This is a genomic window from Fulvivirga sp. M361, assembly GCF_007097395.1.
Taxonomy (GTDB): domain Bacteria; phylum Bacteroidota; class Bacteroidia; order Cytophagales; family Cyclobacteriaceae; genus Fulvivirga.
Window position 1 is genome coordinate 87,347 of record NZ_VKDC01000033.1, and the last position, 21,175, is coordinate 108,521.

Here is a 21,175-nt window from a genome sequence, read left to right on the forward strand (position 1 = left end):
AATTATGCAATATAAAAAAGCATAATGCGATATATTGTTGCATATTAATGGAATCTGAGAGATTTTTTAACTACATTTAGTGCTTAAAATCGAGGTAAACGCAGTATTTAATGGCAAAAAAAAGGGATCGGCAACAGTTCATTTTACATGAGGTACGAACACATAGCAGGGTTCTTCTGGCTGATCTGGCCCATCTTTTGAATGTTTCCATGGACACAGTGAGAAGAGATATCACTGAGCTTGACGAAGCCAAGAAGCTTAAGAAGGTGCACGGTGGCGCTATTTCAATCGGCTTTCATTACTCAAATGATGTAAACAGAGACATTTATGCCTTCGAAAATAAAGCCATCATAGCTAAAAAAGCCGTAGAGCTGATAGAACCCGACAGTGTAATATTGATTAGCGGCGGAACTACCAACCTGGAATTAGTGAAACGTTTACCCGCCAAACTAAATGCTACTTTTTTTACTCCAAGTCTGCCTGTGGCACTAGAGCTCATGCAGCATGAAAATATAGAGGTGATATTTATAGGAGGCAAACTGTCACGTGACGCACAGATCACTATAGGAGGCAGCGCTTTAAATACGCTGTCAGAGATAAAAGTAGACCTTTGCTTTTTAGGTACCGGCTACCTGGACCCGGCCAATGGTTTGACGGAATTCGACTGGGAGGTGGTGCAAATGAAAAAAGCAATGATCAATGCTTCTAAGAAAGTGATCTCATTGACCATTTCAGAAAAACTGAACTCAACACAACGTTATAAGATCTGTGAAATACAATCCATAAGTGGCTTGATCACAGAACTCGATGTTACAGCAGAAATACTAACACCCTACCGGGACCAAAATATCACGGTAATATGACCAAAAACTCCACTTAAAATTATGAAACCAGAGCGCACAAATAAAATCACCGAATCTCCTTCCATCTACCATAACCTGGAAACTATGGAGACTATGGAGATCATTGAATACATTAATCAGGAAGATCAAAAGGTGGCTGAGGCCGTTCATGATTGCCTGCCTACGATCAGGGAAATGATCGATGCTATTTTCCCTAAATTTAGTACAGGCGGACGTCTTTTCTATATTGGCGCGGGTACTTCCGGCAGGCTAGGGGTATTGGACGCTTCAGAGATACCTCCTACTTACGGCATGCCTCATAACAAGGTAGTAGGCATTATAGCCGGTGGAGATCAGGCCATACGAAAGTCAGTGGAATTTGCCGAAGACGATCCTGAGCAGGCTAAAAAGGACCTGGAAGCGTACAAGCTAAATGCTGATGACGCTGTGATCGGTGTAGCGGCCTCAGGCTCTACTCCCTATGTGGTGGGAGGATTAACATATGCCAGGCAATTAGGCGCCTTTGCAGGAGGTATTACCAATAATCCCAACTCCGCTATCTCAGAAGTAGCAGACATTACCATAGAAATAATAGTAGGCCCTGAATTTGTGACCGGGAGCACTCGCATGAAAAGCGGGTCTTCTCAAAAAATGGTTTTGAACATGCTATCTACGGCCCTGATGATAAAAATAGGTCGGGTGAAAGGGAATAAGATGGTGAATATGCAGCTTAACAATCAAAAGCTTGTGAATCGTGGAGTCAATTTTCTAGTCGAGGAATTGAGCATAACGCACGATAAAGCACTAAAGTTACTAAATAAACACGGATCGGTAAATGAAGCTATGCTCCATAAAAAAGGATCGCTTCACTAGTTCTTCCCCTAATAAAGTGGTGACAAATTAAACCACACGGTTTAACTTGTCACCATTTCCGTATGGCGCGGCTGTAATACCACAGGCTTATCATACAGTTGGATCGTCAGCTGGGTTTCTGACCTGTTTTCTACTTCTACCTTTTCTTGTGTCACGTTGATCTTGAGCAACCAGTCTCTGAACCTGATCTTAAAGGAATAAGAGTCCCACTGGTCCGGAATGAACGGGTTGAAGGACAGCTGTCCGTCCGTCACCTTCATTCCTCCAAAACCTTTCACAACGGATAGCCAGGTACCTGCCATGCTGGTGATGTGACAACCGTCTTCGGTATCATTGTTATAATCATCCAGGTCCAGGCGGGCCGTTCTCAGGTACATTTCATATGATTTTTCCTTTTGCCCCAACTGCGCCGCTAAGATAGAGTGCACACAAGGGCTCAGAGAAGACTCATGCACTGTACGCGCTTCATAAAACTCAAAATTCCTGGCTATAGTTTCTTTATCAAATTGCTCTTCAAAGAAATAGATACCTTGTAGCACATCGGCCTGTTTGATGAAACAGGATCTCAAAATTCTATCCCATGACCATTTTTGGTTTAACGGCAAGTGCTTAGGATCCAGGTCTTTTACTTGTACCTGCTCTTTGTCCATGTACCCTTCCTGTTGTAGGATTATCCCTGTTTCAGGGTCTACGGGATAGTACATATTATCAACTATATCCGTCCAAACGGCAGATTCCTGTACTTCATCAAAATGAATTTGCTGCACCAACCGGCCGTATTTTTCAGCATTATGTTCTTTCACAAAACGGGCCATCTCCAGTGCGTACTTCATGCACCATGAAGCTATCAGGTTCGTGTACCAGTTATTATTTACGTTGTTCTCGTATTCGTTAGGCCCGGTAACGCCCAACATAACATATTTCTTTTTGGCTTCGGAGTAATTAACCCGCTGACTCCAAAAACGTGCAATGGCGATCAGTACTTCCAGTCCATAGTCAGCTACATATTCTTCATCCCCTGTATAGCGTACATAGTCAAAGATAGCGTAAGCAATGGCCCCATTCCTGTGGATCTCTTCAAAAGTGATCTCCCACTCGTTGTGACACTCTTCTCCGTTCATGGTCACCATGGGGTATAAGGCCGCACCGTTGTCAAACCCAAGCTTTGAAGCATTTTCAATGGCCTTATCCAATTGCTTATAACGGTAAAGCAGCAGGTTGCGGGCTACATGATGGTCCGCTGTGCTCAAATAAAACGGCAAACAGTAAGCTTCTGTATCCCAGTAGGTGCTACCTCCATATTTTTCTCCTGTAAATCCCTTAGGCCCAATATTGAGACGCTCATCCTCACCCGTATAGGTCTGATGCAGCTGGAAGATATTGAAACGTATCCCTTGCTGCGCGGATACATCACCATCGATACGAATATCACTTTCTTCCCACTTTAGTGCCCAGGCAGCGGCTTGCTCCCGTAACATTACTTCAAAGCCTTTCTTTACCGCTTTTATCAACTCATTTTCACAAACGGTACTTAACTGCAGTTTCTCATGGTTTTCCGAACTCACTATCGAGGCATACTTTTCTATTTTGAGTGATTCTCCTTCCTGCAAATAGATGTTGGCATAGGTCTCTATATATTTATCTTTCTGAACAGCCTCCCAGCTCAAATCAACGACAGCATCGTTTTTCTTCAATACACATTTCATCCCTGCCGCCACATGAAAGTCCAGTTTATTGGTACGGGCCACTATCCATCCTCCTTCACCATTGACAGATTTCTCCATCTCTTCCCAGAATTTCTCCCCATAATTCGAATCTTCGTTGACCACATCAAAATCAATGTAAGGAGACACTTTGATCTCTCCGCTAAAATTCAAAGGGCTTAGATTATACTGAATAGCGCCGAGCTGATCATCTACGATACTACAAAACCGTTGGGATTGTACCTTAAGCTCTTTTCCGTCAGATGTGGTGGCAACAAACTCCCTCAACAAATAGCCTTCTTTCATATTGAGTACGCGACGGAAATCCCTGACCTTACAAGTAGCTAAATCCAATGGCTTTCCATCGATCACAATGTCAATACCTATCCAATTGGCAGAGTTGATCACTTTAGCGAAATACTCCGGATAGCCATTTTTCCACCATCCTACCCTGGTTTTGTCCGGATAATACACACCAGCTACATAACTTCCCTGCAAAGAGTCACCAGAATATTTTTCTTCAAAATTGGCACGTTGGCCCATCCGGCCGTTGCCAATACTGAAAAGACTTTCTGAAATACGATTAAGTTTCGGATCGAAACCTTCTTCTATAATATTCCATTCGTTGTGTTTTATATAGTCTTTCATAGTGACTCTATTTTTCTTTTGAATTCTTCCATTTTAATATATCCGATCCCCGGCACTACCCAATGGGCCTTTCCTAAAACTTCAGGCGCTCCTATCCCTACACAGTACATATCCCCATTGATGGCCGCTTCCACCCCGGCTGCGGCGTCTTCAAAAACAAGGCAATTTTTCGGCGCTACCTGCACCGCTTCGGCTCCCTTCAAAAATACCTCCGGATCCGGCTTGGCGGCAGATACATGAGTGCCATCCACTATGGCATCAAAAGCATCTATCAACTCTACATTTTTCAACACACTAGCTGCATTTTTTGATGCTGATCCAAGCACAATCTTTCGGTTGTTTTCTTTTTCCCTGGCTATGAAGTCAACTACCCCTGGCAAGATATCTGCCGGGGTCATTTTAGAAATGTACTCCACAAACCATTTGTTTTTCTGATCACGATAAGGTTCTTTTTCCCCTTCAGACATCTCAACCGGTCCCAAACCCAATAATATGTCAAATGACTTTACCCTACTGACTCCTTTTAAAAGCTCATTATCCGCTTTGGTGAAGGTTATACCAAGCTGATCAGCCAAACGTTTCCAGGCAGCATAATGATACTCTGCCGTGTCTACAATCACCCCATCCAAATCAAAAATGAGCGCCTTAATTTCTGCCATATTGTTAAATAAAGCACAAAAATAGGCTTAATGAATACAAATTTTCAAGAAAATGACAGCTAACTCCGCAAACATTTCCGCAAACGATTTCTAAATTATAAAAACATGATTATCAGTTATTTATCATTATAATTTTTCTCTTTATTTTTGAAAATATTATAAATAGCAACAGTGGCAATAACTAACCACACCGCATTGATAGCCGTTGAAGGAAAAGCACCATAATATATTGTATTCACAATCAGAAACGCTCCGCCTGTAAGGTTTAAAAGCTGATAGGTCAATGATTTAGCGGTAGTTTTATGATAGCTGATCATGGCATAAGCCAGAATAACTTCAAAGGAACCTACCCACCCTATGATATCTATTAATAGTTTAGTCATACACTATACGTTAATCTCAAATATAGCTGACCGCAGGTAATTGCCCTTAGCGTTTGATAGGTAAAGGCACTATTATGAAAATTTCCTGGTCTTTATCTGTCTTGTCTTCCGGATATCGACAAAAACGGTTTTATTCATGATCCAATGCGTGTATCACTTCCCGGATCCGTGGGTCATCCAGAATAGTGGTAAAGGATGGCTCCCGTCTGATGGCCTTTCCACGAAAGTTTTTATTGTCTGAGGCAACAACTTTGATATGCGCTATTGACTTCTCTACATCTCCTTTACGGGCCATAAGCTTAGCCATACTCCAATGCGCCCATTTACTTTCAGGTTCAGCACGCAGCCAAATATCTGTAAAAGTAACAGCTGTACCCAGCGCTCCTTTTTGACTAAAGCTGAAACTGGAAGTGGCGAATTTGGCCCAAATGAAATTAATAAGCCTCAAAGCCATATGACGCTTTTCAAGGTCAGCAGTTTTTGCTATCTTCTTCCAGAAGTCAATTTCATGGTACCACCAGGTCACTGTTTTTATAGTGGAATCCTTCTGCACACGAAGCTGTGTGTGCAGCGCTTCATTAAAAGCTTCATCAATTCTCAATTGATTCGCCAGCTCTTTCCGGTTGATCTTTTCTGCAGTCTTTTGCTGTTTCTTAAAGGCTTTGCTGAGCCTGATAGCTTCCAACTTGTCTTTTATCAATTTCAGGTCCAGTATCCCATCAAAGTCTGTGATTATTTGGTGATAGACCTCCTCTGCCCCTGCCAGGTTTCCAACCGCGTGTAAGCTGTCTGCATAAACGGTGAACTGTTCAAAAGTTTGGTTAGCGTTCCAGTGCTCATTACTGTCCAGTCCCTTTTTAAATGCCTGTAACTCTAACCAATAACAGGCCCTTACTATTTGATTGGCAGGAGGCCACTGATGAATGCCTGAAAATACTATTTTATTATTTCTCAAACCCATTTTATCCAGCTCCTGCTTCACCTGCGTATGCTCCTGGTAATTCATATCTTTATCTCCAACTAACGCCACGTACGAGAACCGATGTATAGGCTTGGGCTTATATTCTGCCACATTAGGAAAGCCCGCACCACAGGCAATCACACCTTCAACCTGACCTGTAATCACAGCTACGCTGGTCGCCACTCTGGATCCTCCGGAAAACCCGGAAGTATAGATACGATCTTTATCCACTGCGTATCTTTCAACCACATCCGCCAACATGGCTTCAGCTGATCCGAGGGCTATGTCCCAGGAGCCATTTCGCGAGTTATTGGAAGCCAGTACAATGTACCCCAGCTTCTCTGCAGCTCTCTGAAATTGCTTAATAGGCAAAGCGCCCCTGGCAGCTGGCTCAAAGACGATGACCACCGGCCGGTTTTGATCAGGACTGTAGGAAGTAGGCAGGTACAATGCGTAAGATTGAGTGGGTTCCCTGAGACAACGGACCGTATCAATTATTTCACCAAGAGGCTGGTCTTGTGCTACCAACAGTAAAGGAAAGAAGGTATAAAACACCACAAAAACTGACTTAACAAACATATATTACGGGTCTGCATTCAAAAAATTTGCGATTTTTATCAAATCTACCCTGTCTTTAACATCAAGCCGATGGGTCTTTATGTAATCATTTACCTCAAGACCCAATGAGTGCAAAAGCACTGTAAATTTTTTCCTGTTAGAAGGTAGTTTGATCAGTTCATCCTTGATCAAAAAATAAAATATCTCCTTTTTCACAATTTTACTCGAGCGCTCACCTACATCAAGCGCCGTCACATAGGAGGGTTTTAGAATATTGAGATGTATTTTTAAGTACAAACCCGGATCACCTGCTACCACTACTTCCATGAAGCCATTGGTCAGAGGTTCTTCAGAAAGTAAGTGATCTGAACGTTCGTAAAACCTGTGTTGATCATTCTTGTCAACGTATTCAAAGCGAGTAACGGTAGATCCGGGAAGTACACGTACCTGACCATGATAGTTGAATTCAAACCGGTTGTTTTCCAGGTCATACCTGATGGGATAGTTTTCAATGTCCCGCTCATTCTTTAGGCGGATACTACCTACCGACCAGTCATCCTCCAGGTAGATGGTACCCAGGTCTTCAGCAACAGGCATGTCTTTGACTTCTATGATTCCTCCGGGAGCGGTATTTACAAAAAGTTTTCCTGCTCGTTGACGCACCTGGCCGTAAGACACGGTCCCTCCTACCAGGAACATAGCAGTGACAAAAAAATATTTCATTTCTAAAAAGAGAGAGGAGGCATGAAATACCTCCTCCGCATTATTACTTCAACATTTATACATTATTCCTGATCCCACCAGAACCGGTCCTGAAAATTGGGTGAAGTGATCGGGACATTACTATTATTCAAATCAATCTCTGTTTGTGGGTAAGGCAACCTTCTGGGTATTTCTCCATTTAAATTGAAGGTATTGTTCCCCCCGTCGACAGGAGTTAAAGCCGGGAAACCCGTTCGCCGGAAGTCCGTCCAGGTTTCTAACCCATGAGAATACAAGGCTATGTACTTCTGTGTTATAATTTGCTCTAGCCGCTCCGTATTATTGGCAAAGCTATCCAGGTCACTGTTATCCGCCACATAAGCGGCATCTACCGTACCTACTATTTTCTCCAGTGACGCAGTAATAGCCTCGGTCAGTGCATTTTCGGCAGCCGTTACATCATCATTCTGCATTAATTCGGCCTCAGCTTCAATAAACTTCATCTCTGCATAACTCATATAAATAACCGGCGAATTTATTTTAGAATAGAACGTACCTACATCAAATGAAAAAACAGTATCTGTGACTACTTCATTATCATCCTTTTGTAACACAGGTACCACTAACTCGCTATACCTTGGATCATCAAGGTCCAACATGAGTCTGACAAAAGTATTATCCATCTTTATGTTACCCCCCCGATCCTGCGAGAACTGAAACTGAGGATTAGCTTCGTTGGGACCAGAACCAAACAAAAACTGAAAATCTTCGGCATTAGAAGCGATGCCTTCACTCAATTCGGCAAGCGCGTTAATGTATGCGTCACTGTCCACTTTTGACGTATGCAGGTAATACTTAGCTTTCAAAGAGTGCGCTACTTTTATCCAGGCCTCCGGATCACCGCCGTACATCAGGTCTTCTCCACCTAACGGTATACCATCACCGTCGTCAGCCTCAAACGCTGTAATAGCCTCATCCAACAATCTGTGCACTATCGTATAGATATCTTGCTGGGTATTATACCCAGGAAAGAAATTATCTTCCGTAAGCCCCTGAAAGGCTGTAGTGTAGGGCACATCTCCAAACATATCTGAAAGGCTTCCAATACCATGTGCGATGAGTATTTTAGCCATCGCCGCAGTATGAAGTGACCCTTCGTTTTCCGCTTTCCTTAAAACGGTTACCAATGGATTCAGGCTGTGATGGTACGTTCTTCGCCAAACACCGTCCATATCACCGGCTTTTACCAGGTACTTATAGTTATCCAATTGCTGCGCGTTGATACCCTGGAAGTGCTGCATGAACAACCCATTGATACGCACCATTTCTCCACCAACAGCAAACGCCAAACCGGCCTGAGCGGCAGGTACAATAGCCTGTGCCGACACATCTAAAGGAATAGCCGGATTAACATTGGTACTTCCAAAATCACATGCTGTAGTAGCCAACATAAGGACTACAGCAAAATATATCGTTAGCTTATTTTTTATATTTTTTATCATTGCTTACTTCTTTATTAAGGTTAAAAAGTAATGTTCAAATTAACTCCGTAGCTTCTGGTGTTTGGATTATTAAAATAATCATAGGCAAACACATTGCTTGAATCACCGGTAAGGTTCGTTTCCGGATCGATGCCTGTATAATCCGTGATCAGGAATAAATTCCGTGCAGAAAACCCAAACCTGACCGTTTCAAATGGCAGGTTAGCCAGCAATTTGGCAGGTAAGCTATAAGATACATTCAGGTCACGTAATCTCACCCAGGAAGCATCTTCTACCGTTAATTCGTCAAGGTTTACAAATCCATAATTCTGATAAAAATTAGCTCCCTGGTCGAAACCGCCTTTAACCACTTCAATGGTATTGACCTGATCAGTAGGGTTACCTTCTGCATCTGCCAGCACCCCTGGGAACACTACTCGTTCTTCACGATCCAGTGTTTCGATACCCACACCGAAGTTATTCAACACTCCTTTAGTGCCATTATATACATCACCACCTTGTTTGATATCCAGTAAGAAGGACAGTTGCAAACCTTTATAAGTGAATGTATTACGTATCCCCAAAGTAAAATCAGGCGTAGGGTCTCCTACTTTGCCGTCCACTGGGTTTTGCAGTGGCAATCCGTCGGAAGGATCTATGACCATTCTTCCCTGATCGTCGCGTAAAAAACGTGTACCGAAAAAGATCCCAAAGGGTTCACCTTGTTGTATGCGCTGCGTTCCAAATGGGTCGATGGTAATAACATTAAGCCCGGGTGCAATGGCATTGACAATAGTGGTGTATTTGTTAAAGTTTAGGCCCAGGTCATAGCTGAAGCCCCGGGTTTCTATCAATGTAGCTGTAATGGCCGCTTCTATACCTTCATTTTCGATCTCACCTGTATTGATGGCACGTCGCAGAAAGCCTGATGACCTGGCTATATCTACCAGGTTGATCACATCCTGTGACAGCGCATGGTAATAGGTGATATCCGCTGTGATCTTACCTCCCCAAAACCTTAGGTCAGCACCTACTTCAAAGGTGGTGGTAAATTCAGGTTTAAGTTGTTCATTACCTAACTGCCCGTCAGGAATAAAAGAATTCGTACCTAAAGCCGGGAAAATAACACCATTTGGATTGGTCCACCCATCTCTTACCCTGGCCTGTGAAAAACCGGAAGAAGTAAGTGCGAATAAGGCGTCGTTACCCACCTTACCATAGGACACTCTTAACTTACCGTAGGGAAGAAATTTATTACCCATGTTTAACGTTTCGGTAAAAGCCCACCCTAGAGCTGCGGCTGGATAGAAAAAAGAGTTATTGCTTTCCGGCAGAGTAGAAGACCAATCATTACGGCCGGTAAGATTTAAAAACAGCACATCTTTATAGGAAAGCCTGATATCTCCGTAAACACCATATAGTTCACGTTCCGTAGGTCGTTCTACCGAACTGACGGAGGTAGCGCTTGCCGCGTTGAAGAACCCCCGGGAAGCCAGGCCCTGACCATCATCCCGACGGTTGTCGACTTGCTTTCTGTAAAAATTCCAGCCAAAGGTACCATTCACGCTCAGGTCTTCATTGATGCTGGTATTGATCGTACCCAGGATATCTCCATTCAGATCTGTACTATTTATAGACTGGTTTATGATCTGCCCGGCTGGCAATGACCCTGATCCTATATCATTTCTGAACTTTCTAAAATCGCTGTAGGTATCTACTCCTAACCTGGCCGTGGTAGTAAACCATGGCGCCCAGTCATAAGATGCCTGAGCAAACCCTATTAAACGATTCACGTCATCTGTAGTGAAGTTTTTATAAATGGTCCAGTAAGGGTTATCATAAATGGCCCTGTCACCTAATAACCCCCGGTAAGACCTGGGACGACCGTCTTCAAACTGATAGGCAGAAACATCATTATCAGGATCTACACCATTTCTATTATCGAACGTAGGTGAGGTTCTCAACAGTCCCAGCATTACCCCTGAAGTATTGGACCCGTTTTGCGCTCTTTTCCCACCGGAATTGATGTAATTCGCTGAAAAGCTTGTACGCAGCTTATCTGTCAGTTTAGCCGAAATAGTGGCTTTAAATGATGTTCTGGTGAAATCACTGTTAGGAATGATCCCTGTTTGATGCATCCTGCCGGCTGAAAGGTAATAAGTGATCTCATTTGACCCTCCTGAAACACTGATGTGATTATTTAAGGTCACACCGGTTTCAAAGAAATCCTCCGTATTATTATAAGCATTTACCATTCTGTTGGTAGCCCTTGGATCATCAGCAGATACGATCAACCCATTTCTGTCCCAGATAGAAGGTGTATCCGAATAACGTAAATCATTGATATTAGGCCCCCAGCTAAAGCCTGTAAAGGATCCTGTCATCGGACTTTCAAAAGTGGTCACAAAAACCTCTGAACCTTCAGCAGTCTCAACAGGGTTTCCCTGCGCATATGTTTTCTGCAATTCCGGAAGTTTATTCACCCGGTCAAACGTGGCTGAAGTGCTAAAACTGATCTTAGGTTTTCCTTTTGTATTTGTACCTCTTTTGGTGGTGATAATAATGGCACCATTGGAGGCCCGTATTCCATAAAGCGCTGTCGCTGCCGGCCCTTTTAACACTGTTAATGAGCCAATATCGTCCGGGTTAATGTCAATGGCCCGGTTGGAGTTATTTACTCCACCTGATCCAAGGTCGCTCACAGCATCTTCCGGAGAGTCAGAAGTATTAAATGTACTATTATCAATAGGTACACCGTCCACTACAAATAAAGGTGAGTTTTGACCTATGATAGTGCTATTACCCCGAATTCTGATTTGAGCTGCTGCACCCGCAGCTCCTCCGGAACTGGTTACCTGCACACCGGCAGCCTTACCGGCCAAGGCGGCTACCATGTTAGTTTCTCCTGATCTGGTCACTTCCTCTGCCTGTACAGTTTGGACTGAATATCCAAGGTCACGTTTATTAGCTTCCAGGCCGATAGCAGTTACCACCACTTCCGAAAGTTGTTTGATGTCGGAAACCATCACTACGTCAATCACCGACTTAGAGCCAACAACTACTTCCTGTGATTCAAATCCGACAAATGAGAAAACCAGTGTGCCTCCATCTTCGACGACTATAGCATATTTGCCGTCTATATCTGTGATAGTACCCAGACTTGTACCTTTCACAACTACATTCACCCCGGGCAGATCGGAACCATCATCTGGCGAGGTAACTTTTCCTGTCACTGTTCTGGTTTGCGCAAAGAGCTGCTGACAAACCAAAAGTGAGAAAATTAAACATACGTTTAACAGTAAATTCTTCTTCATAAACATTAGTAGGTTAGGTTTTGAAATATTCTTCCAGCTTTTTAAAGAGCGGGAAGATTCAATTTACCTACTATCAAGTCTCCACGAATCACGCAGATTACCTGAAATACAGTTTTCGAAGGGTCAATGAAGCTTTTATCCCTACGAACAACATTATGACTGGTTTACCAGCCGTAAAATAACGGGCCAAAAGAAATCAGGAAGTAATTATAACAATTAGAGGGATAATTAGTATTTATTCATCCCCCTCTTTGCGTCATTTTATTACTAAAGTAAACGCCAACTATGATGAAGATCATACCCAGGTAATGTCCTAAATATAGCTGCTCTCCATCTATCAGTCCCCAAACGACCGCTACCACAGGAATAATGTATGTGACAGAGCTGGTGAAAATTGGGGAGGTAATTTTCACCAGTTTGTTAAAGAGTATCAGTGCAATAGCCGTACCTAACACTCCCAAAAGTACCACTGCACCTAGCGAATAATAGGAATTTTCCACTACACCTACTTTGGCAGTGAAAGAGGTAAAGAAAAGCAGGTAAATGAGTGCCGCAGGACCGGCAATCAATAAGGACAAGCTGGTAATGGTAAGGGCAGATAAGCTGCTCATCTTATATTTGATCAGGTTCAGGTTAGTGGCATAAAAAACGGTGGCCAATACCACCAGTAAACCATAGCTGTTAAATTGTATATCTCCTTCCGAACCGGCAAAAATCAACACCACACTACCTACAAACCCAAACAAAACTCCTATGAATGTTTTAGCATGGGTTTTGTTATAAAAAAACAGCGCTCCCAGAATTAATGTGAACAAAGGCGTCACAGCGTTAAGTATACCTGCTACGGAACTGGGTATCCTGGTCTGAGCGATGGCAAAGAGAAAAGAGGGGAACAGACTCCCCAGCATACCTACGGAAAGTAATAACCACCAATTTTTCTTTTCCTGCTTTTTTAAGGAAACTATGGCAAATGGTAGCATAAAAACGGAGGCTGAAACAATACGGACAGCACCTACCGTTCCGGGAGAATATACCTGAAGCGCTGTCTTTATTAAAATAAATGAACTACCCCATATCATAGATAGGGTCAGTAAAAGGCCCCAGGCCACCCAATTGTTGTGTTTATCCGACAAATTCAGCGCGTACTACACTTCAACGTGTGATCCGAAAGTAGCTTCTATTTCTTCCAGGATGCCAAGTATTTCAACGTATGTATCCGTTTCTACCAGGCGTGTTCTAAAGGGTTTAAAATTAGGTATACCTCTGAAATAGTTTGTATAATGTCTTCTCATTTCAAAGAGACCTTGCCTTTCTCCTTTCCATTCCACTGAGAAGTCCAGGTGTTTTCGCGCTACGGCAATACGATCATCCAATGTCGGCGAAGCCAGATGGTCACCTGTTTTAAAATAATATTTTACTTCATTAAATATCCAGGGATATCCAATGGCAGCACGTCCAATCATAATGCCGTCAACACCATATTTATTCCTGTATTCAAGGGCTTTTTCGGGAGTGTCTATGTCGCCATTGCCAAAAATTGGAATATGGATATCGGGATGGTTTTTCACCTCTGCTATTTTTGTCCAGTCGGCTTCTCCTTTATACATCTGCTTTCGCGTGCGCCCGTGTATGGTGAGCGCCTGGATTCCTACATCTTGAAGCCTTTTAGCCACCTCTACAATTTTGATAGTGTTCTCATCCCATCCAAGACGTGTTTTTACCGTCACAGGCAAATTAACCTGCTTGACAATTTCTTCCGTCATCTTCTGCATTTTAGGAAGGTCCAGAAGAATACCGGCACCTGCTCCTTTGCACGCTACTTTTTTCACGGGGCATCCGTAGTTGATATCCACTATTTCAGGTTCAGCCTCCTCCGCTATTCCGGCTGCCTCACGCATAGAATCTATCTTATCACCGAATATTTGTATACCTATCGGGCGTTCATAATCATAAATATCCAGTTTTTGCACACTTTTTTCCGCATGCCTAATAAGCCCTTCTGAAGAGATAAACTCTGTATACATCAGGTCAGCGCCATTTTCTTTGCATACCGCACGGAATGGAGGGTCACTCACATCTTCCATGGGCGCCAAAAGCAAGGGGAATTCTCCTAATTCAATGTCTGCTATCTTAACCATATCGCTATCACCACCTATACTATTGAAAATAAGGCGTAAATTTAACCCAATTTATGGATAAATTCGATAATCATTTCTTACTGCCTGAAGAGCACAGCCCTGCTTCTTCGGCTTTACTTGCCTTACTTGTCTCATTGATCTCATTTTTCGTCGTAGGTCCTACGATAGGGCTTCTACTGGCTATACCCTTTTATGATGGGTCTATATTAGAGTTTGCCGAAGGCCTTTCTAATCCGACAGCATCCAATACATATAAAATACCATTGTTTATACTTCAGGGTGCGGCAACCCTGCTGGGATTGTTTGTCATCCCTGCCATATACCTTCGGTTTAGAGAAAAGATTACACTATCATCTCTTGTAGCTAAACCAGTAAGCTTGTTACCCTGGATACTTACCGGCATCATTACCATTACTTTCATGGCCGTCAATGCGTATTTCATTGAATGGAATGCCACCATCACTTTTCCGGAGTTTCTAAGCGGTTTTGAAAGCTGGGCACGCAAGACCGAAGAGGCAGCAGCTCTGATGACAGAGTATCTCACCACATTTGACAACACTTCTCAATTTATTATTGCCTTTTTGGTGATCGCTGTTTTCGCAGCCTTGGGAGAGGAATTAGTTTTTAGGGGCATACTCCAAAATATGCTCTACAAAGCTTCAGGTAATATTCACCTGGCGATTTGGTTGTCAGCTTTTCTTTTCAGCGCCATCCATTTCCAGTTTTTCGGATTTATTCCCAGAATGTTGCTTGGTGCTCTTTTTGGTTATTTATATTATTGGTCATCAAACCTTTGGATGCCTGTTTTCGCTCATTTCGTCAATAATGGCTTTACTTTGGTGATGGTTTTTCTTCATAACAACGGTGTAGTGGATTTTGATATTGAAAATAGTGAAGCTCCTTCTTGGCCCTCTGTGCTTTTATTCACTATCATTACTGCAGGACTCTTATTTTACTTTAGAAATCATTTCCTCAAAAAAACATACCTTAAATGAGCAAGTGGCACAAAGTATTTAGCTCTTATGAGTCTTATAAAGCTGAAATTGTCAAAGACCTGCTCGAAGAAAACGGTGCTAATCCAGTTATAATCAACAAGCAAGACTCTTCTATTTCCAGCATCGGGCAGGGGCAATATGAAGTTCATGTAATCGCTGATGAAGTGATCAGGTCATTGAAAATTATAGAGAATGAAGTCAATTTTGGGTAAGTATAGTAATCTGAAGCAACGTATAATTGCCGCACTACTAGGCGCCATAATCATTTTAGGAGGAACCTATTATAGCCCCTGGGCTTATTTCCTGATCTTTCTCCTGATCAGCATCACTACGCAGCTTGAATTCTACAAATTAGTAGGTTTGGATGGCATGCTCCCGCTGAAGACTTTCGGCACATTTTGTGGCTCTGTGCTATTCCTTATCTCCTTCCTGGTGGAAAGCGGGGCCATCGAATCGAAATATTATTACCTCATATTTCCAGTTCTGGCGTGTGTTTACATGATCTATTTGTATCGAAAACGGGTGATCAAGCCTTTTCGGGGAATAGCTTTTACTTTTTTAGGGATCATTTACGTTTCTATTCCTTTCTCACTCATAAATATTATTGCCTTTCACTCCGGGACATATACCGGCGAGCTCATTATGGGTTCTATGCTCATATTATGGGCGAGCGACACCGGAGCATACTTTGCCGGTGTCCGTTTCGGTAAAAGAAAACTTTTCGAACGTGTTTCTCCTAAAAAATCATGGGAAGGAAGCATTGGAGGGCTTCTCCTGGCCCTGGTTATGACGTATGCTGTATCTCATTTACAAACCACCCTTGTCCTTTGGCAGTGGTTATGTGTCGGGATTATCATTGTGGTCATAGGAACCTATGGAGACCTGGTAGAGTCGCTATTTAAAAGAAGCATTGAGATTAAGGACTCGGGCAGGATCATACCCGGGCATGGCGGATTCCTGGACCGTTTTGACGGACTACTATTGTCCGCCCCCTTCATCACTGCTTTTCTCAAAATATTTCTGTGATTGTTCGTATTGGAAGAGAATTATTTAACTTTGCAACCGTTTTAAACACCAAATTTCACCTATGGGTTATATAGAGCCGGCTCCTCTGAAGGATGAAGAGAATCCTTTTGAAGCGATGATGTCAAGGTTTCACATTGCCTCACAAATTCTGGGCCTTGACGATGAGGTCTACAACGTATTAAAATCTCCAGCAAAACAAGTGATTGTATCCCTACCCATCACCATGGATGATGGATCAATCCGTGTTTTTGATGGTTACAGGGTAGTACACTCTAATATTCTGGGGCCTTCCAAAGGAGGCATCCGTTTCGATCCCGGAGTGAATCTCGATGAAGTAAAGGCACTAGCGGCCTGGATGACATGGAAATGTGCTGTAGTGGATATACCTTATGGTGGTGCCAAGGGGGGGATACAATGCAATCCCAGAGAGATGTCAGCTGGTGAGATAGAACGTCTGACCAGGTCCTATACCAGTTCTATGATAGAGATCTTTGGAGCTGACAGGGACATACCGGCACCAGATATGGGTACCGGTCCGCGGGAGATGGCCTGGTTAATGGATGAATATTCCCGAACACAGGGTATGACCATTAACTCGGTGGTTACAGGTAAGCCACTCGTTTTAGGCGGTTCATTAGGACGTACAGAAGCTACAGGAAGGGGAGTAATGGTATCCGCACTGGCTGCTATGGAAAAACTAAAGATCAACCCATACAAATCCACGTGCGCCGTACAGGGCTTTGGAAATGTAGGCTCTTTTGCAGCGTTACTGCTAGCGGAAAGAGGAGTGAAAATTGTAGCAATTAGCGACCTGTCAGGGGCTTATTATAATGCAAATGGCATCGATATAGAGGGGGCTATAGCATACCGAAACAATAACAAGGGATCGCTCGAAGGATACGCCGAAGTAGAAAAAATAGATGGAAGTGCTATTCTCGAACTGGAAGTGGATGTACTGGTGCCTGCTGCCACTGAAGATGTCATCAATTCTCATAATGCGGAAAAAATCAAGGCAAAATTAATTGTGGAAGGTGCCAATGGCCCAACCTCTGCTAAGGCAGATACCATTATTAATGATAAAGGAATAATAGTAGCTCCTGATATCCTGGCAAATGCGGGAGGTGTAACGGTGTCTTATTTCGAGTGGGTACAAAACAGACTGGGGTATAAGTGGACTGGTGAGCGTGTAAACAGGCGATCAGACAGGATCATGAAAGATGCTTTTGACAATGTATACAAGACCTCCCAGGAGTATAACATCTCCATGCGAATTGCCGCTTATGTTGTAGCTATAGATAAAGTGGCTAAAACGTATAAGTACCGTGGTGGTTATTAATACCTCTGCTTAAGTTGGTTTATTTAAGAATTCTCTATTGTGACAATCCATAAAGAAGGCCGGACATTACTTTTTGTTCTGTTACCGGCTCTTGTAATTATAAATCTCATTATCCATTTCTATTTTGGTGTTGGTGTGGTTCTGTATATAATAATAGCACTAAGCGCTGTTTTCTACCTGCTGATTTTACAGTTCTTCAGAAGCCCTCACATCCAATCGCCTATCAGTGATAAGCATGTGCTTGCACCAGCGGATGGCAAGGTGGTAGTGATAGAGGAAACCATTGAAAATGAGTACTTTAAAGATAAAAGGATTCAGGTATCTATATTTATGTCACCGATCAATGTACATGTAAACCGTATGCCGGTAAAGGGTTTTATTGAATTTTTCAAATATCACCCCGGAAAGTATCTGGTAGCGTGGCACCCTAAATCCAGCACCGAAAATGAGCGCACCACAGTGGTGGCGAAAACTGACAATGGTGTACAGGTGCTTTTTCGGCAAATTGCAGGAGCATTGGCACGCCGAATAAAATGGTACATTGATGAAGGCGACAAACTGGAGCAAGGTCAAGAGTTTGGGTTTATCAAATTTGGGTCAAGGGTGGATGTTTTTTTACCGTTGGGTACAGATATAAAGGCAAGAATCGGTGATAAAACTACCGGTGGAGTAACGGTAATAGCAGAATTGACCTGAGTAAATACCATCTTTTCTTAGTTATTTTGACAACAGGTTTAAGCGAAGCTTAGCATATGATCAAATGAAAATACCTTTTGTTGATTTAACTTCTCAATATCATACGATTAAAAAGGAGGTCGATGAAGCCATCTCAAAAGTACTTGAAGGTGGTGTTTTCATTGGAGGCAAGCCTGTGGAAGCTTTTGAGAAATGTTTTCAAAATCTCTACGATACAAAACATTGCATAGGTGTAGGCAGTGGCACCGATGCCATTTATATTACTTTGAAAATGCTTGGCATTGGCCCTGGAGATGAAGTGATTACAGCAGCTAACGGCTGGATCTCTACGGCCGCCGCTGTAACACAAACAGGTGCCACACCCGTTTTCGTGGATATAGACCCCTCCACTTATACTATAAATGTAAACCTTATTCCAAAAGCACTCTCATCACGTACCAGGGCCATACTACCCGTGCATCTTTATGGTCAATCCGCTCATATCCGTAAAATCAGTGAGATATGTGAGGCCCATAACTTATTTCTCGTAGAGGATTGTGCACAGGCCCATCTAACGGAAGAAAATAGGGTCAAAGCCGGAACTTTCGGAAATGCAGGCATATTCAGCTTTTACCCTGTAAAGAACCTGGGAAGCTACGGTAACGCCGGTTGCATTATTACTGAAGATGACCACCTAGCCACTGAGATAAGGACCTTCGCCAATAACGGTGCTCTGAAAAAACATCACCACACTATGGAAGGCATCAATAGCCAATTGGATACTCTTCAGGCGGCTGTTTTGAATGTAAAATCAAAATATATCGAGCAGTGGAATGCCCAACGTATTAAAAACGCTGCCCTTTATGCATCACTGCTCTCTGAAACAGATCAAATACATCTTCCTACAGTAAGAAAGGACACCAGGCACACTTTTCATTTGTATGTAATAAGAACGAAACGAAGAGACGCTCTGAAAGAATATTTAGAGGAAGCAGGTATTCAAACAGCCATTCATTACCCTGTAGCGTTACCCAATTTACCGGCCTACAGGCATTTGAATACAAAACCGTCTGATTTTCCGGTGGCCACCCAATATCAAAATGAAATTCTTTCGCTACCCATTTACCCTGAGATGACCGAGGATATGATCTATTTGATTATTGAAAAGATAAAGTCTTTCTTTGGTAAATAAACAAGGAACACCCAAACACCTAGAATTTACCCTCTAACAGCCGCATAATGCTTCCGAGGTACTCACGATCAATTTCATCGAAATCATTCAATTTGTTGCTATCTACATCCAGAATAAGTACCACCTCGTCTTTATCAAAAGCAGGAAGTACAATTTCAGACCTGGAATCAGAGCTGCAGGCTATATGACCGGGAAATTGGTCTACATCCGGAACCAGCAAAGTTTCACCTTGCTCCCAGGAAGTACCACATACACCTTTCCCTTTTCGGATCCTGGTGCAGGCAATGGGTCCCTGAAAAGGTCCTAAAACCAACTCGTTCTGTTTCACCAGGTAAAACCCTACCCAGAAAAACCCCATACCGGATTTCAACACAGCCGTGATATTTGCAAGATTGGCGATTAGGTCTGTCTCGTCAGATATAAGTGCTTTTATCTGAGGTACAAGCAGTTCATATTTTTCACGTTTATCAGATGAGGTCGGTATAACAAGTTCTTCGGCCATGGTATTTTATTAATATCATCAGTCAATGTTCAAGATATGCATGAACAACTATGAATTTCATATTTTAGTTTAACTATTCTTGTAATAGATGAGGCGATCGCCATGAATGTTTTCTTCGCGACAGAAGGCCTTTAAGACGGGAGCTTTTATTCCACAACCAAAAGTCTGCTGTGAAATAAAAACACGCGCTTCATTCCAAAGGCTTTCCTGAATAAACAGATCCAATGTCTTTTTGCCTCCTTCGATTATAATGGACCTGATGCCTTTTGTGTAGAGGTCTTCCAGCAGGCTCTTTTCAAAATGATCTGAAGTCAATTGCACCCACTCATTTTGTCCATCGACCTTATCCTCCTTAAGATTATAGCATATTGTTCGCTCAGAACCATCAAAAAGATTAAGATCAGTAGAAAGTCTCAGGTGCCTGTCTATCACTATCCTGACAGGGTTTTTCCCAGAAACCTCACGCACGTTTAACCTGGGATCATCATACAAGGCGGTATTGGTTCCTACCAAAATCGCATCTTCTTCCGCTCTCCAGGTATGTACCAGCATCCGACTGTATTGATTGCTTATCCATTTGGAATCATGGTTTTCACGGGCCAGAAATCCGTCGTTGGTTTCTGCCCATTTCAGTATAACATATGGTCTTTTTTTTGTCATACTAAATAAAAACCTCTTATTCATTTCAGAAGCTAATTCCTTAAGTAAACCTGTTTCTACAGCTATTCCAGCTTTTTTTAATTTTCCTATGCCTTTTTCTAATACCAATGGATTAGGGTCTGGCACAGCAATAAATACTTTTTTAACACTATGCTCAATAAGCAGGTCTGCACATGGTGGTGTCTTACCGTAATGTGCACAAGGTTCTAACGTGACATAAACTGTGCTCTCAGGTAGTAACCTCTTGTCTTGCACGCTGTTAATAGCATTAACCTCAGCATGGCCCTCACCATACTTACGATGCCAACCCTCACCAATGATCTTGTTATTGTATACAATAACGCATCCCACCATAGGGTTCGGACTTACATTCCCTTTACCATACTGAGCAATCTCGATGGCGCGAAGCATATATAGCTCATGTTCATTCATAGAAAAAGGATAAGGTATTTTACTATATATTTGTGGTACTATGGCAAACTCAACCTCTGGTTTATATTCGCAATGTTAACGATAGACGGGTTATA

19 protein-coding genes are annotated in these 21,175 nt (G+C 42.6%); 8 read left to right on the forward strand and 11 right to left on the reverse strand.

Translation table 11 applies throughout. From position 1 onward, the window contains the following. The first annotated feature begins 110 nt into the window (after window positions 1-110). Both FNH22_RS25140 and murQ read left to right on the forward strand, forming a co-directional pair. Entirely contained in the window at window positions 111-863 is a 753-nt protein-coding gene (locus FNH22_RS25140) for a DeoR/GlpR family DNA-binding transcription regulator (protein ID WP_143401267.1), read from the forward strand. Between the two features lie 21 nt (window positions 864-884). Continuing rightward, complete coding sequence (gene murQ / locus FNH22_RS25145; protein ID WP_143401268.1) at window positions 885-1,715, forward strand: N-acetylmuramic acid 6-phosphate etherase; 831 nt, start codon at window positions 885-887, stop codon at window positions 1,713-1,715. A gap of 41 nt (window positions 1,716-1,756) precedes the next feature. On the opposite strand, the gene FNH22_RS25150 is transcribed toward murQ, so the two are convergent. From FNH22_RS25150 to dusB, 9 genes are all read right to left on the reverse strand, one after another. Beyond that, complete coding sequence (locus tag FNH22_RS25150; protein WP_143401269.1) at window positions 1,757-4,066, reverse strand: glycoside hydrolase family 65 protein; 2,310 nt, start codon at window positions 4,064-4,066, stop codon at window positions 1,757-1,759. Beyond that, window positions 4,063-4,725, reverse strand: a complete 663-nt coding sequence (pgmB, locus tag FNH22_RS25155; RefSeq protein ID WP_143401270.1) for a beta-phosphoglucomutase — start codon at window positions 4,723-4,725, stop codon at window positions 4,063-4,065. The genes FNH22_RS25150 and pgmB overlap by 4 nt, the downstream gene beginning before the upstream one ends. A 116-nt stretch (window positions 4,726-4,841) precedes the next feature. Further along, window positions 4,842-5,108 (reverse strand): hypothetical protein, encoded by a 267-nt coding sequence (locus FNH22_RS25160; RefSeq protein ID WP_143401271.1) that lies wholly within the window; start codon window positions 5,106-5,108, stop codon window positions 4,842-4,844. A gap of 130 nt (window positions 5,109-5,238) precedes the next feature. Next, window positions 5,239-6,648, reverse strand: a complete 1,410-nt coding sequence (locus FNH22_RS25165) for a hypothetical protein (RefSeq protein ID WP_143401272.1) — start codon at window positions 6,646-6,648, stop codon at window positions 5,239-5,241. 3 nt (window positions 6,649-6,651) lie between these two features. After that, the gene (locus tag FNH22_RS25170; RefSeq protein ID WP_143401273.1) at window positions 6,652-7,350 is read right to left on the reverse strand and encodes a hypothetical protein; all 699 of its coding nucleotides are present in this window, start codon (window positions 7,348-7,350) and stop codon (window positions 6,652-6,654) included. A gap of 62 nt (window positions 7,351-7,412) precedes the next feature. Further along, complete coding sequence (locus tag FNH22_RS25175) at window positions 7,413-8,831, reverse strand: SusD/RagB family nutrient-binding outer membrane lipoprotein (protein ID WP_143401274.1); 1,419 nt, start codon at window positions 8,829-8,831, stop codon at window positions 7,413-7,415. A 20-nt stretch (window positions 8,832-8,851) separates the two neighbouring features. Further along, window positions 8,852-12,124 (reverse strand): SusC/RagA family TonB-linked outer membrane protein, encoded by a 3,273-nt coding sequence (locus FNH22_RS25180; protein ID WP_143401275.1) that lies wholly within the window; start codon window positions 12,122-12,124, stop codon window positions 8,852-8,854. Window positions 12,125-12,363: 239 nt separating this feature from the next. Further along, entirely contained in the window at window positions 12,364-13,257 is an 894-nt protein-coding gene (locus FNH22_RS25185; RefSeq protein WP_255518155.1) for a DMT family transporter, read from the reverse strand. Between the two features lie 12 nt (window positions 13,258-13,269). Next, a complete protein-coding gene (dusB, locus tag FNH22_RS25190) occupies window positions 13,270-14,262 on the reverse strand; it encodes a tRNA dihydrouridine synthase DusB (RefSeq protein ID WP_143401276.1) in 993 nt (330 codons plus the stop codon). Window positions 14,263-14,315: 53 nt separating this feature from the next. Between dusB and FNH22_RS25195 the strand changes: the two genes are divergently transcribed. From FNH22_RS25195 to FNH22_RS25220, 6 genes are all read left to right on the forward strand, one after another. Next, on the forward strand, window positions 14,316-15,257 hold the full coding sequence (locus FNH22_RS25195; RefSeq protein ID WP_143401277.1) for a CPBP family intramembrane glutamic endopeptidase: 942 nt from the start codon (window positions 14,316-14,318) through the stop codon (window positions 15,255-15,257). Then, window positions 15,254-15,469: a putative signal transducing protein gene (locus FNH22_RS25200; protein ID WP_143401278.1), complete on the forward strand. Its 216-nt coding sequence runs from the start codon at window positions 15,254-15,256 to the stop codon at window positions 15,467-15,469. Before FNH22_RS25195 ends, FNH22_RS25200 begins: the two co-directional genes overlap by 4 nt. Beyond that, the gene (locus FNH22_RS25205) at window positions 15,450-16,283 is read left to right on the forward strand and encodes a phosphatidate cytidylyltransferase (RefSeq protein ID WP_143401279.1); all 834 of its coding nucleotides are present in this window, start codon (window positions 15,450-15,452) and stop codon (window positions 16,281-16,283) included. The genes FNH22_RS25200 and FNH22_RS25205 overlap by 20 nt, the downstream gene beginning before the upstream one ends. 61 nt (window positions 16,284-16,344) lie before the next feature. Further along, a complete protein-coding gene (locus FNH22_RS25210; protein ID WP_143401280.1) occupies window positions 16,345-17,619 on the forward strand; it encodes a Glu/Leu/Phe/Val dehydrogenase in 1,275 nt (424 codons plus the stop codon). A 39-nt stretch (window positions 17,620-17,658) separates the two neighbouring features. Next, window positions 17,659-18,315: a phosphatidylserine decarboxylase family protein gene (locus FNH22_RS25215; protein WP_143401281.1), complete on the forward strand. Its 657-nt coding sequence runs from the start codon at window positions 17,659-17,661 to the stop codon at window positions 18,313-18,315. A 64-nt stretch (window positions 18,316-18,379) separates the two neighbouring features. Continuing rightward, window positions 18,380-19,486, forward strand: coding sequence for a DegT/DnrJ/EryC1/StrS aminotransferase family protein (locus FNH22_RS25220; protein WP_143401282.1), 1,107 nt, complete (start codon window positions 18,380-18,382; stop codon window positions 19,484-19,486). 19 nt (window positions 19,487-19,505) lie between these two features. Here the strand turns inward: FNH22_RS25220 and FNH22_RS25225 are convergent, their stop codons facing one another. Both FNH22_RS25225 and ribD read right to left on the reverse strand, forming a co-directional pair. Further along, entirely contained in the window at window positions 19,506-19,988 is a 483-nt protein-coding gene (locus tag FNH22_RS25225; RefSeq protein WP_143401283.1) for a GAF domain-containing protein, read from the reverse strand. Between the two features lie 69 nt (window positions 19,989-20,057). Next, on the reverse strand, window positions 20,058-21,080 hold the full coding sequence (ribD, locus tag FNH22_RS25230; protein WP_143401284.1) for a bifunctional diaminohydroxyphosphoribosylaminopyrimidine deaminase/5-amino-6-(5-phosphoribosylamino)uracil reductase RibD: 1,023 nt from the start codon (window positions 21,078-21,080) through the stop codon (window positions 20,058-20,060). Window positions 21,081-21,175 lie beyond the last annotated feature (95 nt).

Bases quoted from the DNA above. Each gene is read 5' to 3' on its own strand.
- FNH22_RS25140 (WP_143401267.1), top strand. From the start codon at position 111: ATGGCAAAAAAAAGGGATCGGCAACAGTTCATTTTACATGAGGTACGA.
- murQ (WP_143401268.1), top strand. From the start codon at position 885: ATGAAACCAGAGCGCACAAATAAAATCACCGAATCTCCTTCCATCTAC.
- FNH22_RS25150 (WP_143401269.1), bottom strand. From the start codon at position 4,066: ATGAAAGACTATATAAAACACAACGAATGGAATATTATAGAAGAAGGT.
- pgmB (WP_143401270.1), bottom strand. From the start codon at position 4,725: ATGGCAGAAATTAAGGCGCTCATTTTTGATTTGGATGGGGTGATTGTA.
- FNH22_RS25160 (WP_143401271.1), bottom strand. From the start codon at position 5,108: ATGACTAAACTATTAATAGATATCATAGGGTGGGTAGGTTCCTTTGAA.
- FNH22_RS25165 (WP_143401272.1), bottom strand. From the start codon at position 6,648: ATGTTTGTTAAGTCAGTTTTTGTGGTGTTTTATACCTTCTTTCCTTTA.
- FNH22_RS25170 (WP_143401273.1), bottom strand. From the start codon at position 7,350: ATGAAATATTTTTTTGTCACTGCTATGTTCCTGGTAGGAGGGACCGTG.
- FNH22_RS25175 (WP_143401274.1), bottom strand. From the start codon at position 8,831: ATGATAAAAAATATAAAAAATAAGCTAACGATATATTTTGCTGTAGTC.
- FNH22_RS25180 (WP_143401275.1), bottom strand. From the start codon at position 12,124: ATGAAGAAGAATTTACTGTTAAACGTATGTTTAATTTTCTCACTTTTG.
- dusB (WP_143401276.1), bottom strand. From the start codon at position 14,262: ATGGTTAAGATAGCAGACATTGAATTAGGAGAATTCCCCTTGCTTTTG.
- FNH22_RS25195 (WP_143401277.1), top strand. From the start codon at position 14,316: ATGGATAAATTCGATAATCATTTCTTACTGCCTGAAGAGCACAGCCCT.
- FNH22_RS25200 (WP_143401278.1), top strand. From the start codon at position 15,254: ATGAGCAAGTGGCACAAAGTATTTAGCTCTTATGAGTCTTATAAAGCT.
- FNH22_RS25205 (WP_143401279.1), top strand. From the start codon at position 15,450: ATGAAGTCAATTTTGGGTAAGTATAGTAATCTGAAGCAACGTATAATT.
- FNH22_RS25210 (WP_143401280.1), top strand. From the start codon at position 16,345: ATGGGTTATATAGAGCCGGCTCCTCTGAAGGATGAAGAGAATCCTTTT.
- FNH22_RS25220 (WP_143401282.1), top strand. From the start codon at position 18,380: ATGAAAATACCTTTTGTTGATTTAACTTCTCAATATCATACGATTAAA.
- FNH22_RS25225 (WP_143401283.1), bottom strand. From the start codon at position 19,988: ATGGCCGAAGAACTTGTTATACCGACCTCATCTGATAAACGTGAAAAA.
- ribD (WP_143401284.1), bottom strand. From the start codon at position 21,080: ATGAATGAACATGAGCTATATATGCTTCGCGCCATCGAGATTGCTCAG.